Source organism: Clostridium neonatale, from assembly GCF_001458595.1.
Lineage (GTDB): Bacteria > Bacillota > Clostridia > Clostridiales > Clostridiaceae > Clostridium > Clostridium neonatale.
In genome coordinates, this window is sequence record NZ_LN890328.1 from 2,230,831 (window position 1) to 2,247,741 (window position 16,911).

A 16,911-nucleotide genomic window follows, 5' to 3' on the forward strand; every position below is an offset into this window, starting at 1 on the left:
TTAATCTTAATCAAGGGTGGTCGCTCGGTTTAGATGGAACGCACTTACATTTAAATACATCTCATGTTAATCTTAATCCAACCTCTTCCTTGTTATTATAATACCTATTATTTAATTTAAATACATCTCATGTTAATCTTAATCAGGATTAACAATTCTCTTAAGTGGAGCATCTGTATTTAAATACATCTCATGTTAATCTTAATCCTTAGAAAAATAGCCATTCTAAAAATAAAAGAATTCTTCTATCCAAGAAATAACGCTATTCTTCAAAAAATTTACCAAGTGTTTTCTATTTTTTCATTTTTATTATAATGAACTCAGATAAAGTCACTATTGTTGCAGTGTTTTACCTAATTATAAATTAAAATTACCTGGTAAATACAATGTATACTTTAATAAAACATCAATGATTATTTCACAAGCTTTTATTTTTATGGGCAATGTTTTGCTTCACATGCTTTATATCCTGCTGCTTGTGCTTTTGATCTGCTCATAGCTGTTGAATTTTTCATTCCATGAGCATTTGCTGTATTATGATATATTCCTTTGCTAGATACATAAACTGTATCTGATGCATTCTTTACAACTCCACTTGAAACATCATTATTATCAATAGTTGAGGGTGTATTTACACTAGTATTTTGTATTTGAGCTGGAACACTTGTTGTCCATGCACCGTTGCTATTTAAATAATATCCTTCAATCCAGCAATCATGTGCCATATATCCATCTGAATAAAAATAATACCAGTTTCCATCAATGCTATGCCATCCTGTTAAATATGTACTTCCGCTAGTATACCAATAACCTGTAGAATCAGATTTCCACTCTGCATTGGCTTGAACAGATGTTGATGCAAATAATGTTAATACCGTTATTAAGCTCGCAAGTAATTTAGTTGTTTTTCTCATAATTAATCCTCCCCTAAAATTCACTTTCATTTTCAATTTTATATTTTTATACTTCTATACATATATTGTACATTAATGCATCTTATTGTCAATAAGTGCCATTTCCTTTATTATTTTTTAATTATTTACTAATTGCAAAAAATTATTATTTTATTATGTTATTTATAAAAAATTATCTTTCCAATTGCTTAAGTCTAGAAATTTCTTGCTTCTGCTCATCAATTATCTTCCTATAATTAACTTCCTTCTCATTCCAATCCTTACTTAATGTATTAATAAGAGATGCCATTTCATCAGCACTACCTATTATTCTATTAAATAGAAGTATATTAGACTTTAATATTTCAGGTATCTCATTATTTGAATATCTTAAAGTATGATCTATTTCACCATAACCTTCTTCAAATATGGTTCTTACCTGTATTTCTGCTATAACTTTTTCATTTGTTGGATAGAATTCTACAAGATAATGGACAGATCTATATCCTGAGGCTCTTGATTTTACTTGAATATTCAAATCTTCAAAATCCTTTATGTTATCTCCTTCTCTTACATTGGCAGTTATTTCAACAACATTCCATGTTTTCATTATAAATTCATGTATATCTCTCCATTGCTCTTTAAAAATATGTATTACCCTTATTCCTATTAAATCAGTTATTTCTTCTTTATAATTTTCTACTGTAAACTGAAAGTCCTTTCCATACTTATTCTGTCTGTCTTCTGTTTTTCTTATTATTTTTTCAATAAGCCTTTCTTCATCTTTTATTCTTGTTTTTACTGTATGTACTTTTTCCTGTGCTCTTAAAATATTTGCTATGAAGTTAGCTCTACTTTCATATGAAAATTTACACTCTAAATAATCTTTGTAGATTTCTATAAGATTTTTTTCTTCTATGTTTCTTTCATCTATTATGCTTTTTGCATGTGGATATTTTAATAAAAATTTCTCTATATCAAACTTTCTATTCATATATAATTTCTCCATATTCTCATAATAAGTTTTATAAATACCTATATTTTTATTATATACATTTTACTATATTTATAAATCCCACCTTAACAAAAAACAAGCACTGTTACTAAAAATTAATCTTTAACAGTGCTTGTTTTTTCTTTCTTTTAATATATCCACAAAAATTAATTATCTTCAATACATTTATATACATGTTTATATACATTATTCCTAAATCTATTTAATTGTTTATTATCAGATTCCTTAGGATAGCTCATTATCTTAAGTGGTAATAATTCATTTCCTTTTTCTAGTGGAGGTTGTACATATTCATAATCATTTAATGAAAATCCAAGTCTTTTGTAGAATTCAATTCTTCTCTTAGAATAATTATCTTCAGGATATTCTACTTCTAAAAATACTGGCTTATTCTTGTACTTATTTAGATATTGCTTTAATATCTTGCTTCCAATTCCATTTCCTCTGTAAGAATTATCAACAGCAAAATGTTCAATAAAGTTGAAGTTTTCAAATTCCCATGAAGCTATAAATGCAATTACTCTATCATTTTCTTTATATCCAACTATATTATAAAAATCATTTTCTAAAAGTTTTTTCTGATTTTCTAACTTTCTTCTTTCAATTGGTGGAAATGCTTCACTCATTAATTCATAAAAACTATTAAAATCTTCATGATTTATATTTGTCAAATTATAACTATTCATCTTTTCCTCCTAAAATATTAAATTTAAATATACAATACTTTAAAAGTTTAGTATGCTAGTATATCTATATTTACAACATTATATATAATTTAAGAATGTATATTCTAAAATGCTAGAATGTACATTCTTAAACTTCATTATATCATATATTCGATTTATTTTCAGCTCGTCATATTCTGTAGTATTCTACCCTTATAGATAAATCCTACACATGTGTATTTTTATGATGATTATAAACATAAAATGGTATTCCTATTAACATTAGAATAAATCCCCACATTACAGTTTCAGCACCTGATCCATAGATAGTCCATAATGTATATGTAAATGCTAATAGTGCTAAGCTAGATTTCTTTAAAAATATTTTTAAATTAAATTCCTCTTCACCTTTAAACATAAGCATTATTTCTGCACCTATTGATAATAAATAAACTGGTAAAAATGATAGTGTTGCAAGCAGAGTTATAAATGTAAATGTTGATACCATGCTTTTTTGAAAATTCATTATAAGTAATATATTAACCAAAACTGAACCTATAACTAATGAATTTACAGGTGTTTGATATTTAGGATGAATCTTGCCAAAAAACTTTGGAAAAACTCCATCAATTCCAGCTGCATAAGAAACCCTTGCTGTTGATAAAATCCATCCTATAGTTGTTCCTAAAATACATACTGCAACTGCAATTGTAAGTATTTTCCCCACTCCACTTCCAAGTGCTATTGTTAATATATCTGTAAGTGGTGCTGAACTTAATGATAATTCTGAATTTGACATGGCGCCCATACTTCCAAGACTTATTAGGATATAAATAACAGATGCTATTATCATTCCATATATTGTACTCTTTTTAACATTTCTTTCTGGATCTTTCATCTCTCCTGCAGTCACTGTTGCACTTTCTAATCCGACAAATGCCCAAAGTGTTGATGTAGCAGCTATAGAAATAGTAGATAATCCTTTATCTGCTGGTACAAGTGGCATTAAGTTTGACACATCAAAATTAACAAACGCTACTATTATAAATATTGCAAAAAATCCTATCTTGAATACTGTTGCAAAACTTTGAAGTTTTCCAGCTTTTTTCACACCAAAAATGTTTATTAATGTTATCGCCCAAAGAACACCACTTGTAAATAGTATTGATACGATTGGATTATTTAAAGCTGGTATAATTGATGACATGTAGCTTGCGAGTGCTACAACTATTGCAGCATTCCCAATCCATGAACCATTCCAATAAAGCCATGCACTTAAAAATCCAGTAAACTCTCCAAATGCAGTTTTAGTATATTGATATGCACCACCTGTGCTTGGATATTTTGATCCTAAATTAGCAAATGATATTGCTATAAGTATTGATCCTGCTGTTGTTAGTACCCATGCAATAAGTGTCGGAAGTGGTCCTGATACTTGTGCTAAGGTTGATGGCAACATAAATACACCAGATCCTATCATATTACCACATACAAGCATAGTAGCCATAAACAAGCTTATCTCTTTTTTTAAATTTCTATTTTCCATTTTTTCTCCTTAGTAACTTATATCTTTTATCTTTAGTATTAATATATAAAAATATTAAATTATTTAATAACCTTAATTATTCTAAACTTCTTTTTTATCATAATATTCTAATATATCGTCAGCATTTTCAAACTCTAAGCCACCAGCACTATAACAATCAATCAGTGCAGTTTCCAGTTCATTTATTGGTATTTCTTCAAAAGTAGTACATTTGAAATCTGCATCAATATACGTTTGAAGAATAGCCTCTTTTAATTCTTCTTCTGAAACTCCCTCTTCCACAAAAACCTTTAAAAACAACTCTCTTATTCTATCATCTCTATTTAATTCACTCATTTTTCTCCTCCCTTGTTTTTTATTCATCATCATCTGTGTCTTCAAGCATTTTCTTTACATCTTCAACGTCAATTCCTGTTGCCTCAGATATCTCTTCTAAATTATCAAATCCCATTAAATCTTTAGCAAGAGAGACCATAAGCCTTTTTACATTTTTTTCAACTGACGATGGCAATTCTCCTGATTCTGAAAGACCCTCTGTTAAATCATAATATTCTTCCTCAACATATTCTTCTTCCTCTTCAATTTGTTTAAAAAGCTTTCTTTTTTTAGCCTTTTCTCTATCAAATTTATCTAAATATACAAGTTTGTCATGATTATCTTCAATATCTTCATCTGAAAATACTGTCATGCCCTCTTTTTCTAAAAGATAAGCAGTTATTCCTTTTCCTTTAATTTTATTTCCAGAAAATGTTCCATCATATACAAAATTACATCCACAAGAAGGACTTCCTTCTTTTAAGATTGCTTTATCAATACCAATTGTCTGCGCTATTTTTAATGTTTCGTATGCACCTTTTATAAATTGATTTGTACAATCTTCTCCAGTACTGCTTATAGCTTTTCCTTCTCTATTTCCTATAATTTTATCAGATGTTCCTTGAAGCTCTACTGGATTTCTAGGCGTTGGTAATCCTCCTAGTTGCTCTGGGCATACTAAAATTGCTCTTCCTTCTTTAAATAATTTTAAACATTTTTCATTTAAATTATTTTTTCCATTATATTTACAATCAACACCGCATAAACATGCACTTACTATATACATAAGATCACCTCGCCTTTCCATAATACATTTTAATCCATAATCTAATAATTATTAATAACTTTATATATTAATAATATAAATAATTACAATATATTATTATATAAGATTAAATAAAAAATAGCCACCCTTTTAGATGGCTATAATTTTTTTAATTTATTTAATAACTTCTACACTTCTTCTAATAAGTAAACACTATCTGGTGCTATTTCCCCATTTGGAGTATATAATATCCAATCTGTTAAATTATTCAAATCAATTTCCATTTCTGTTTCTGCATGTAAATCTTTTATGTAGTATGGTTCTTGAGTCAAAATTGCTTGTGCCTTTAAACCATCTATTTCTTTAATATGAAACCAAATGTGTTCTCTAAAAGTATCATCGTCATTTTTATATTCTTCATCTACTTCAAGTCCGATTTTCACAAGACCTTCAATTTGTTCATTCTTTATGGCCTCAATAAAATATTCTATTCTCTCCATAGCTAGTACACTCATTCTTAAAGTCTCTTCATTTGTGTACATCATAAGCATATTATCTGAAATATATTCATTTACCTCTGATACATGTCTATATTTTTTATTCTTAAAATCTTCTTCACTTAAATACAAATAAACTATACCTGTATTTTCATTATGACCTTCTTTTCTATCATTAAATCCACCAACCATATCTCTTTTATACATTTTTAATGCTTCATTATAATCTATCCAAGTTGCTACTATATCATCACCATTATTCATACGTCCAATCCAAAATGCATCTTCTTCATCAATAAATGTATTATCAGATATAATCCTTTTTCCTAGAGTTTGCAATATATAAAAATGATTTTTGTAATTTTCAGTGTCTGAATTTACTACCTCAACTTCAATTGCCCCACATCTATTTAGTCCATGTGTATGAAGCCATACATCATTGTTTTTTCCACTTACAGCTTGAACAGTATAAATATAATCTGGTGATGGTGGGACAGATGCTTCAACTGCAAGTTTTACCCATATACTTGATAATACTCTTTCAACACAAAAATCTATAACACCAGCCATATTGGGTACTATTGTATATAATATTTTTAATTGTAAATGATATGATTTAAGAATATCCTCTCCAAAAGTCATTGCAACAGTTAATCCTGAGTCTGATTGTGTGATAATATTGTAATTTTCTTCACTTAAATGATGGTTTATTGTATACATTGGACCAAGTTCATATGTTTCTGGAATTATTTCTACTTTATATGCTTCTTCTTCATATTCTATAATAGCTTCTATGTTTTGTCTAAACTCTACATTTTGTACAACAAATAAACTGCTATTTTTCAATCTTTCTATTACTTCATTAGGATTTTTAATAATTTCTATATTTCTTGGTACTGCCATCATATATGATGTTGTTTTTTCAATTACTCCATTTCTCAATTCTCTCTTTTTCTTAAATCCAAACATTATTTCTACTCCTCTTTATAAGTTTTTATTCCTTATTATCTCATATATTGAAACCCTCACTACTTTTGTAAAAATTATACCATACAATCTATATGGCATAATATACTTCTTTTATAAATAAATATTAAAATCACTTTTTATTTATAATATTTCTATGTATAAATAATTAAATAAAGAGTATGAGTATTAATAAAATTATTATAATACTCATACTCTTTAATATTTAACTTAAGCTTTTAATTCAACCATAGTAACACCATCTCCACCTTCACCGTAAACACCAAGTCTATATGATTTTACATGTGGATGTCTCTTAAGCATATCATTTATAGCCTTTCTAAGTATGCCTGTTCCTTTACCATGAACTATGGTTACTTCTCCAAGATTTGCTCTATAAGCATCATCTAAATATTTATCTGCCTTATAACATGCTTCTTCAGCATCTAAACCTCTTAAGTCAACTCTTGATTCAACTTTTGCTAAATTTAATTTTACTTCTCTTTTTCTTCTAACTTTTTCAACTTTAGTTTCTTTTGTCTTTCTCAAGTCTTTAGCTTTAACATTAATTTTCATAATACCAGCCTCGACCTGCACTTCACCTTTATTATCAGGCATAGAAACTACAATTACCTTTTGATTAAGTGATGGAAGGAACGCTTCCATTCCCGGAGTTATTTTATCTATTGGCTCCCCTTCATTTTCTTTCATATGGCCAATATGTTTTTCTTTAGCTTCAAGGCTTTCTTTAAGTTTCTTACGCTCTTCTTCAAGTCTTGCTCTTCCGCCACCTGAGATTCCAAGCTTTTCAAGTTCTCTCATGGCTTTTAATATCTCATCGGCTTCATCTTTAGCATTTGATATTATTTCTTTGGCTTCACGTCTTGCATCCATATATGCCTTATCTCGTGTTTCTTCCAATCTTTCAAGCTTTTCTTCATATTTCTTTTTAAGCTCTTCTGCTTCTTTTCTAATAAGCTGTGCATCACGTGCTTCTTTCTTTGCAATAATGCTTTTTTCTTGAAGCTCTCTTATAAGCCCTTCAAACTGAAGATTTTCTTCTGACATGTATTCCTTAGCTTTACTTATTATATCATCATTAAGACCTAATCTCCTTGAAATCTCAAAGGCATTAGATTTACCTGGAACACCTATAAGAAGCCTATATGTTGGTCTTAAAGTTTTTATATCAAATTCAACTGATGCATTTTCAACACCTTCTGTTCTTAATGCATAAGCTTTCAAATCACTATAGTGAGTAGTTGCAATAATTTTGCTTCCTCTGCTTCTTAATGTCTCAATTATTGACATTGCTAATGCTGAACCTTCACTTGGATCTGTTCCTGAACCAATTTCATCAAATATAACAAGTGAATCTTTATCCGCCTTTTCCATAACACGTATTATATTTGTCATATGAGATGAGAAAGTAGAAAGACTTTGTTCTATGCTTTGTTCATCCCCAATTTCAGCAAATACTTCTTTGAAAAATGCAACCTCAGAGTTATCCTTTGCGGGTATTAAAAGTCCACTTAGTGCCATTACATGTAAAAGCCCTACTGTTTTTATTGTAACAGTCTTACCACCAGTATTAGGACCTGTTATCATAAGTACTTGAAATTCATCACCTAAATGAACATCAGAAGGAACTACTTTGTCAGCTTCAATAAGAGGATGTCTTGCAGCCAATATATTAAATATACCATCTTCTCTTATTACTGGTTTTATTGCATTAAGCTGTGATGCATATCTTCCTTTTGCAAATATAAAATCAAATTCAATGAGTGTATCTATATTACTTTTGCAAACTGATGCATTTTCTTTAACCTTTAATGAAAGTTCTGAAAGTATTCTTTCTATTTCAGCTTTTTCTTTTAATTTAAGCTCTCTTATTTCATTATTTAAATTTACAAGGCTCATAGGCTCAATATAAAGCGTTGCACCTGTTGAACTCTGGTCATGTACAAGTCCAGGCACTGCGCCCTTATACTCAGCTTTTACAGGGAGAACGTATCTGTCTCCTCTCATTGTATATAAGGTATCTTGTAAATACTTTGAGTTACTTTTCATTATAGAATTTACTTTTTCTCTGACAGATGAGTTCTTCTCTTTAATACTTCTTCTTATTCCATATAATGTTTGGCTAGCTTTATCACTTATTTCTTCTTCAGAAACAATACATCTTTCAATATCACTTTCTAAATTTTTAACTGGCTCTAGAATATAAGCTAAATCTTCAAGTCTTGGAAATGCTCTTTCTTCTTCTTCTCTCTTAAAAAATTCTTTCATAAGCCTTGCACTTCTAAGCATATTCCCAATTTTAAGAAGAGATTCTGGAAGAAGAGTTCCTCCTTTTTTAGCTCTTTCTATTGCTTCATTTATATCATAAAGGCCTTCAAGAGGTGGATTTCCCTTTGTTATTAATACCTCTAATGCCTCATTAGTTTCCTCTAATTTATTGTTAATTTCATATAAGGTTTCATAAGGTACAAGGCTATCAACCTTTTCTTTTCCACCTGATGTACGTGTATATTTCTTTATTAATTCTTTTACTTTATCAAATTCTAAAACTTTTAGACTTCTCTCATTCATAAAAAACCTCATCATACTCGTTAAAATATTTATCATTTTTAATAATATACTAATTTCAAAAAATTGCAATAATTTAATCATTTGGTCAATGTCTAATTCTTATTTCAGAAATAAGTTTGTTATTATATTAACTTCTTAATTTAATACAATAACAATCAAAAATACATTCTATATATATTATAAATAACTAGAAAAAATAATAGCTGATTATGATTTTTCCTTTTCATAATCAGCCATTATAATATCTTATTATTAAATTTTTTAATAATTGTTACACACCTCTTTTTACTATTCACGCTCTACTTCACATCACCTCTTAACCTAATAAGTCAAAGCTTAATTTCATTTATAAACTGAATCTTAACCATCTCCTTTATAAATTTATTTCTAAAATTTCTTTTCAACCTTAATGCAAATGCTTTTTCACTTAAACTTTATAGATCACTCAAATATCTCTTTCAAACTCTATAATCGTTGCATCAATTATGGTAATTCATGCTTTATTGTTTAAGCTTAAATAAACATTGGTTTCACCTCCTTACTATGTTCTAAATCTTAATTTCAACTAACCTTTGCATTGGAATCATCTCCTTATATTTTATCACCTAATCAAAATCATGTTCTTAAATAAATTTTGCTCTCACTCCTTACTACGTTTTAAATCTTAGTTTCAACTAACCTTTGCATTGGAATCATCTCCCTATATTTTGTCACCTAATCAAAATTATGTTCTTAAATAAATTTTGCTCTCACTCCTTACTACGTTTTAAATCTTAGTTTCAACTAACCTTTGCATTGGAATCATCTCCCTATATTTTGTCGCCTAATCAAAATTATGTTCTTAAATAAATTTTGCTCTCACTCCTTACCATGTTTTAAATCTTAGTTTCAACTAACCTTTGCATTGGAATCATCTCCTAAATTAATTCTGAAAATTTTGAATATTGTTTTTATTGATTAAATTATATCTCTATCTTGTGGGAAAATATAGTCTATTTTTCAATTTTTATTTATGATATAATAAGAGAGTTGGGGTATATTTACTTTTATAAATTATGTTAACGTTTAATAAAATTTGCTGTATAATGTAATTAAAACTAATTACTATATTATACAGGAGATTATATTATGAATATTAGAGAAAAAATGAGAAAAGGAATGCTTTATACAGATATGTATGAGGGGTTACCAGATGAACGTTTAAGAGGAAAAGAACTTATATATGATTATAATAACACACGCCCTAGCGAGCAAAAGAAACGTGGTGAAATATTAAAAAAACTTTTTGGAAGTGTTGGAAAGGAGCCTTTTATTGAGACACCATTGCATGTTGCATATGGCAGTAATATACATATTGGTGACTACTTCTATGCTAATTTTAATTTAGTTATTGTTGATGATATAGAAGTCTATATAGGAAATAATGTTATGATAGCTCCAAATGTAACTATCTCTGTAACTGGACATCCTATACATCCTTCTCAAAGAAAAGACGGAGCACAATTTTCTATACCAGTTAAAATTGAAGATAATGTATGGATTGGTTCAGGTGTTATCATTCTTCCTGGAGTAACAATTGGAAAGAATTCTGTTGTTGGTGCTGGAAGTATAGTTACAAAAAGCATCCCTGAAAATGTAGTTGCAGTTGGCAATCCCTGCAGAGTTTTAAGAGAAATAACTGAAAAAGATAAAGAAACCTTTTCTGATATAGATAATTAATGGTTGTTTAAAAATTAGTACAATCCTTACTGAACATATCTTTATCATATATAAATTTAGTATTTAATTTTATTTTATATAACAAAAGAGTGTCTACTAATTGGACACTCTTTTGTTATATAAAAATATTATTCTTATTTCATAAATAACTTCGAGGTTTAATCTTTATTCATTAAATAATAAAATATCAATATATTATTTATGATTGGAGGATTTATTTATGAAACTACCTTTTATGAATGCATAGCAAAAGCTATTGCATTATCATAAATTTAATACAATAGCCTTTGCTTATCCTAAAAATTTAGATTTAATTTGGAGGAGCAAAATGAGCTATTTAAAAGAATATGAATGGGAGTTAATTCCCAAAACTCTGCCAACTATAAGAAGAATATGCCCTAAATGTGGCAAAAAAACAAACTATATAAACACAAAAAAATTCAGAGTAAATGCAAACAAAAGCAATCTCGATGTTTGGCTTATTTACCAATGCGATAAATGTAAGTCAACTTATAATATGACCATATACAAACGAATTAAGCCAATTGATATTTCTAGATATGAGTATGAGAAATTTCTTTCCAACGATGAAGATTTAGCAAAGGAATACAGCTTTAATCTCGATTTTTATAGTAAAAATAAAGCTGAAGCAATCTTTGATGACATAACATATTCTGTTGAAAAAAAAGAAATTGAAACAAATTATTGTGATTCAGACGAAATTATTATAAATATTATTTCCAAGTTTCCAACAAATCTTAGAGTTGATAAACTTCTCAGTGATAATTTAGATCTTACAAGAAGTACTGTAAAAAAACTATATGAAACTAACTATATTTATAGTAATGAAAATAATGATTTGTTAAAATTAAAAGTTAAAAACAATATGCAAATACGTATTAAAAATTTTGAAGCTTAATTAAAATACTATGCTTGTATAGTTATTAATTAAAAATGAGTTCTCCTAATTAGGAGAACTCATTTTATAAATTATAAAAATACTAGTTAATTTTTTTATTTACCACATGAGAAATTCTATATTTTATTCCCATCTAAAAAACCTAATATAAATAGTGATACAAATAACTGCAATTACCGCCATTACTGTAATTGTAAATATAACATCATTAACTGGTAATCCTAAAGATGTAGCTTTTAACAACTTTATACCTTGGGTTAAAGGCAAAATATCAGCAACTTTTTGTAATAATTTTGGCATTACTTCATAAGGGAGAGTTACGCCCGAAAATATCAACATAGGAAAATATAATATACTTGCTATTATGCTTGCAGTTTTCATGTCATATTATTCTACTCCACGTTTATAATGTCCTTTAGTATAAACTCTATCTTCATTTTTCTTACTAAATTCAATTTGGTTTAACACCTCTCTAACTTCTTCATAAGATTCATCTTTAAAATCAACTCCAAAGTTATTTATTCCAAAGCTCTTTAATTCGGGAGCTTCTTCAATTAAATTAATAGGAAGTGAATTTAATATATGTGTTCTACATGTATTTTCACAAAGAACCCTAAATCTTTCATTCATTCTATCGATTAATGTAAAGTTATCTTTCATACATGGACCGCTACATGCTTTTTTTCCTGTCTTATTACCAAATGTACTTCCAATTGGACAATACTCACTTACCATAAGTTCTGTTTTTCCATATATGTTTACTCCAACATTAACATTTAAATCCTTCATTGTTTCTTTTAATTCTTTTCTGTTTAATTCAATACTTAAGAATGGAATATCAATATCTTCGCTATAAAATTCAGCACCTTCTTTATTATATATATTAAGTTTATAATCCCCTATAATAAATAGCTTATCTTTATACTTTCTTATTATTCCAGCGTTACATGTAATAATTCCCTTTATGTATGGAAGAAGTTCATCTATAACCTTAACAACACTATTAAAATCCTGCTTTATAATACTAGGTACTTTTATATAAATGTTTTTGTTCGTGATTGTAATTATATCATCCTTCCTTAAAGCATCTTTTTGTCTGCTGAAAGATAAGTTAACTGCTATATTTTCTACTTTTTCATCTTCTACTAATGCTTTTAGTTGATCTTTAGTAATACAGCTGAAGATATATCCTAAATCTTTATTATTTTTTCTTGAATTTACTGTATATTCTTTTTGAACTCTTTTTCTTCTATATTTTGTTGTGTTATCTTTTAATATTTGTTCAAATAATTCTCTTCTTAAGTTATTTAATGATGCAATTCTTATAAACCCATCATCAAATTCATCAAACATTATTTTATTAAACTTATAAGGTATTTCACCAGATTTTTTAAGTGATTCTTCTATTCTTTCACGCGTTAATGGTTTATTTTCTGCAATTTCAACTATATCACCATAAACCTTATATTCCTTGTTATTAAACTTTGTTTTTAAAATAAGAGGTGCATTTACTTTAAATTCGACCTCTCCATTTAACAAAATCTTTCTTAAATATGGTTTTGTATAATCTTTTAACTCGTCAAATAATTTCTTATCTGACATTTTAAATAATCTATATCCTTTTTTATAACCATTGTTTGGGAATAACTTAACTTTATCTCCTACATTTGCTTCCTTAACTTCTTTTCCATTAAGAAGAATTTTGCTTAAAGTAAATCCATCATCATTAAATCTTATTCCATCACCAAGTGCAACATCTTCTTCTAATATAACTTCACCTTTATCTAAAACCTTACCTATAAATACTCCAGTATTTTTAGCATATTCAAAACTCATCATATCTTTTCCTGTGTTTTTATATAAATATGCCTTTGCAAATCCCTGCCTGTTAAATAATTTTGCTAATTCTTTTTTACCGTTAGCCAAATTAAAATCAGTATGATTTAACACCTTATCTATAGCTTTTCTATAATTTCTAGTAACGCCAGCTACATATTCTGGCTTTTTCATACGTCCTTCAACCTTTAAAGATGATGTTCCGCTTTTGACAATTCCATCAATGTCTTCAATCAAACATGTATCTTTAGGACTTAAAAGATATCCCTTTCTTTCTCCTGATGTCTCACCTTGAAGTGTATACTGCATTCTACAGCTTTGAGCACACCTTCCTCTATTTCCACTTCTTCCACCAATCATTGAACTCATAAGACATTGACCAGAGTAACATACACATAATGCACCATGTACAAATATTTCTGTTTCAATTCCAAGATCCTTTGAAATATATTTAATTTCATCTAAAGAAAGCTCTCTTGATAATACTATTCTGTGAAGGCCTTTTTCATTAAAATATAACGCCCCTTCACCATTATGTATTGTCATCTGAGTTGATGCATGTAATTCAAGGTCTGGATAAATCTTTTTACATGAATTTATAAGCCCAGTATCTTGAATTATAAGTGCATCAACACCTATTTCATAAAGATATCCAACATATTTAATAGCTTCCTTTAATTCATTCTGCTTTAAAAGAGTATTCATTGTAACATATATTTTTACATTATAGCTATGAGCATAATCCACAGCTTTAACCATTTGTTCATTATCAAAATTTGAAGCATATGCTCTTGCAGAAAATTTGCTTCCACCTAAATAAATTGCATCTGCTCCATTATTTATTGCAGCAACTAAACTCTCCATGCTTCCTGCTGGAGCAAGTAATTCTATTTTTTCCATATTAAACTTCATTTCCTCCACAATATGCTTTTACAAACTTATTCTTAAGTTTATCATCCTTAATAATATACTAAATTCAAAAAAATGCAAATAACAATTATTATTTATTCAAATTCTATGTAGCATAATTTTTATAAAAGAAAAAAGTCGGCAGAATTTTTCTACCGGCTCTCTTCTTTTATATTATCTCTTTTTAGCTATTGGCCCTATTTGCTCTTTTTTAACTTTTGCAACTTCAATTTGTGCATCAATTACTTTTGCTTGAAGTTCAAAATATTTACTTTCATAATGCTTTGACTCTTCATGCATTTTTTGATTTTCCTTTGATATCTTTTCCATCTCAATTTCTATAGAATTGATTTTAGTTCTTTTTTCATCTAATTCTTCTTTAAGATTTTTTAATTGAGCTTCTTTTGTATCAATTGTATTTGATAGTCTTAAGAATATATCTTCTTTATCGCTCATTTCTTTTTCATATCTTGTTATTGCACGTTCTTTACTTGCAAGCTCCTCTTTTAATCTTCTAAAATCATATTCCTTAGTTTTTATTTCTTCTTCAATTTGAACTAAACTATTATTCTTTTCTTCAAGCTCAGTCTCTAATCGTAATATTTCATTATCTTTGGCTTTTACTTTATCATTTAATTCTTGAGTTATTTTTTCATTTTCTCTCAAAGAATCATTTAATTCTGTTTTTAAATTAGAATTACTATTTTTAGTAAGTTCTAATTCTTCTTGAAGAACTTCAATATCTCTATCACTTTTTTCTATTTCTTTTGATAACTCATCGTTTGTATCTCTCATATTATCAAGCTCAATATTTAAAGTATTCTTATCATCTTCTAATTTAGATATTTCTTCTTTTAATTCTTCAGTAATTAATAAAGTTTCTTCCAACTTATTATTTAATTCATTTTTCTCATTATTTAATTTTTGTATTAAACTTTCAAGTTCAATTTTCTCTTCATTGGCTTTATTTAATTTACCGTTTACTTCATTATTTATATTTTTTTCATTTTCTAATTGCTTCTTATAATCTAAAAGCTCATTATCGCACTCATTAAATAATTCATTTAGTTCATCTATTTTCTCATTTAAATCAGATATTTCAACCTTATTATTTTCTAATTTTTCTATTAGTTTTGCTGCCTTTTCTTTTTCTGATTTCAAATCATTATTTAAATTGCTTTCTGTAATTTTTAATTGATCAATTTCTTTAGATAATTTATTGTTTAATTCCTTTTCTGAATCAAGCATTTTTATTGTTTCAATTTTTTCATTTATTTCTGCTTTTATATTATTATTAGCTTGTGTAAGCTTATTTGAAGTTTCCGCATGTAATCCTTTAATATGATCTAAATTCTTGTTACATTCTTCGAAATCTTTAGATAATTTTTCTTTAGAAATAATTTCTTCTTCCAAAGTCACTTTCAATTTTTCTAAAGAATTTACAGCTTCTTCTTTTTCTGAAGTTAAATTTGTTAAACTATTAATTAAATTCTTTATTTTTTCATTAGCATTATTTAAATCATTAGTTAGCTTTTCTTCTTTTTCTTTATATCCATTTTTAATATTTTCTTCTGATTCTTTATATTTATCAAATTCTTCTTTTACACTACTAAGCTCATTATTTAATGATTGATTAATATAGCTATGATTAGACTTAAGCTTTTCTATTTCTTCTAATAAATCTGCATTTGTATTTAGCGCTTGTTCTTTTTCAACAGTTGCTTCTGATAATTTTTTATCTAAATCTTCTATTTGTTTCTTTGCTGCTTCTAAATCATTTTCTAATGCAGTATAGTAAGATTCTTCATTCTTATATCTTTCTTTTAATTCCTTTTCCTTATTGGAAAATTCAATTTCTATATCACTTTTTTCCTTTGAAAGTTGTTCAAAACTTTCTTTAAGTTTGTCTAATTTACTTTTTAATATTGAATTTTCTTCTGAAACATTTTTTTGATTTTTCTCAATGTTTTCTAATTCATACCCACATTCAAAAAGTTCATCTGTTATATTTACGGCTGCCAAAACTGTTGAATCAAGTAAACTTAATCCTGTTTTTTTATTTGCTATTTCTTTTATTTTATTATCTACAAAATTTGCAACTCCAAATAAATACTTTTCATCTTTATCCCCTTTTAGATTATAAGTCATCCCATTTATATCAACCGATATTTTATACATCAATAACACCTCGTAAAATTCTTTATCACTTTTAATTATAGGACATATTTCCTAATAAGACAATTGCGTAAAGCCTGTCTATAAGTAGATTTTTC

12 protein-coding genes, 1 pseudogene and 1 CRISPR repeat array (1 of these 14 only partly in view) are annotated in these 16,911 nt (G+C 27.5%); of the genes and pseudogenes, 2 read left to right on the forward strand and 11 right to left on the reverse strand.

Going from position 1 to position 16,911, the window contains the following annotated elements; genetic code table 11:
* A CRISPR array of direct repeats spans positions 1 to 207; the repeat unit is 30 nt; unit sequence ATTTAAATACATCTCATGTTAATCTTAATC; it begins 737 nt to the left of the window's first position.
* Positions 208 to 434: 227 nt separating this feature from the next.
* The 8 genes from BN2920_RS16950 to BN2920_RS16985 form a co-directional block, all read right to left on the reverse strand.
* Positions 435 to 914, reverse strand: a complete 480-nt coding sequence (locus BN2920_RS16950; RefSeq protein ID WP_058296158.1) for a cell wall-binding protein — start codon at positions 912 to 914, stop codon at positions 435 to 437.
* A gap of 172 nt (positions 915 to 1,086) precedes the next feature.
* Positions 1,087 to 1,887, reverse strand: coding sequence for a RelA/SpoT domain-containing protein (locus BN2920_RS16955; protein WP_058296159.1), 801 nt, complete (start codon positions 1,885 to 1,887; stop codon positions 1,087 to 1,089).
* Positions 1,888 to 2,054: 167 nt separating this feature from the next.
* The gene (locus BN2920_RS16960; RefSeq protein ID WP_058296160.1) at positions 2,055 to 2,594 is read right to left on the reverse strand and encodes a GNAT family N-acetyltransferase; all 540 of its coding nucleotides are present in this window, start codon (positions 2,592 to 2,594) and stop codon (positions 2,055 to 2,057) included.
* A 205-nt stretch (positions 2,595 to 2,799) separates the two neighbouring features.
* A complete protein-coding gene (locus BN2920_RS16965) occupies positions 2,800 to 4,119 on the reverse strand; it encodes an APC family permease (protein ID WP_058296161.1) in 1,320 nt (439 codons plus the stop codon).
* Positions 4,120 to 4,200: 81 nt separating this feature from the next.
* A complete protein-coding gene (locus BN2920_RS16970) occupies positions 4,201 to 4,455 on the reverse strand; it encodes a hypothetical protein (RefSeq protein ID WP_058296162.1) in 255 nt (84 codons plus the stop codon).
* A gap of 19 nt (positions 4,456 to 4,474) precedes the next feature.
* The gene (locus BN2920_RS16975) at positions 4,475 to 5,221 is read right to left on the reverse strand and encodes a 2-thiouracil desulfurase family protein (protein WP_058296163.1); all 747 of its coding nucleotides are present in this window, start codon (positions 5,219 to 5,221) and stop codon (positions 4,475 to 4,477) included.
* Positions 5,222 to 5,388: 167 nt separating this feature from the next.
* On the reverse strand, positions 5,389 to 6,666 hold the full coding sequence (locus tag BN2920_RS16980; protein WP_058296164.1) for a DUF4026 domain-containing protein: 1,278 nt from the start codon (positions 6,664 to 6,666) through the stop codon (positions 5,389 to 5,391).
* 228 nt (positions 6,667 to 6,894) lie between these two features.
* On the reverse strand, positions 6,895 to 9,255 hold the full coding sequence (locus tag BN2920_RS16985) for an endonuclease MutS2 (protein WP_058296165.1): 2,361 nt from the start codon (positions 9,253 to 9,255) through the stop codon (positions 6,895 to 6,897).
* A 1,128-nt stretch (positions 9,256 to 10,383) separates the two neighbouring features.
* On the opposite strand from BN2920_RS16985, the gene BN2920_RS16990 reads away from it, so the two are divergent.
* Both BN2920_RS16990 and BN2920_RS16995 read left to right on the forward strand, forming a co-directional pair.
* Positions 10,384 to 10,974: a maltose acetyltransferase domain-containing protein gene (locus tag BN2920_RS16990; RefSeq protein WP_058296166.1), complete on the forward strand. Its 591-nt coding sequence runs from the start codon at positions 10,384 to 10,386 to the stop codon at positions 10,972 to 10,974.
* Between the two features lie 328 nt (positions 10,975 to 11,302).
* Positions 11,303 to 11,893: a DUF1062 domain-containing protein gene (locus BN2920_RS16995; RefSeq protein WP_058296167.1), complete on the forward strand. Its 591-nt coding sequence runs from the start codon at positions 11,303 to 11,305 to the stop codon at positions 11,891 to 11,893.
* Positions 11,894 to 12,016: 123 nt separating this feature from the next.
* Here BN2920_RS16995 and BN2920_RS17000 read toward each other — a convergent pair.
* From BN2920_RS17000 to zapA, 3 genes and pseudogenes are all read right to left on the reverse strand, one after another.
* A pseudogene (locus BN2920_RS17000) lies at positions 12,017 to 12,277 on the reverse strand (ABC transporter permease); the annotation flags it as partial.
* Positions 12,278 to 12,280: 3 nt separating this feature from the next.
* Positions 12,281 to 14,629 (reverse strand): U32 family peptidase, encoded by a 2,349-nt coding sequence (locus tag BN2920_RS17005; RefSeq protein ID WP_058296169.1) that lies wholly within the window; start codon positions 14,627 to 14,629, stop codon positions 12,281 to 12,283.
* A 183-nt stretch (positions 14,630 to 14,812) separates the two neighbouring features.
* Positions 14,813 to 16,816: a cell division protein ZapA gene (gene zapA, locus BN2920_RS17010; protein ID WP_058296170.1), complete on the reverse strand. Its 2,004-nt coding sequence runs from the start codon at positions 16,814 to 16,816 to the stop codon at positions 14,813 to 14,815.
* Between the last annotated feature and the right edge of the window lie 95 nt (positions 16,817 to 16,911).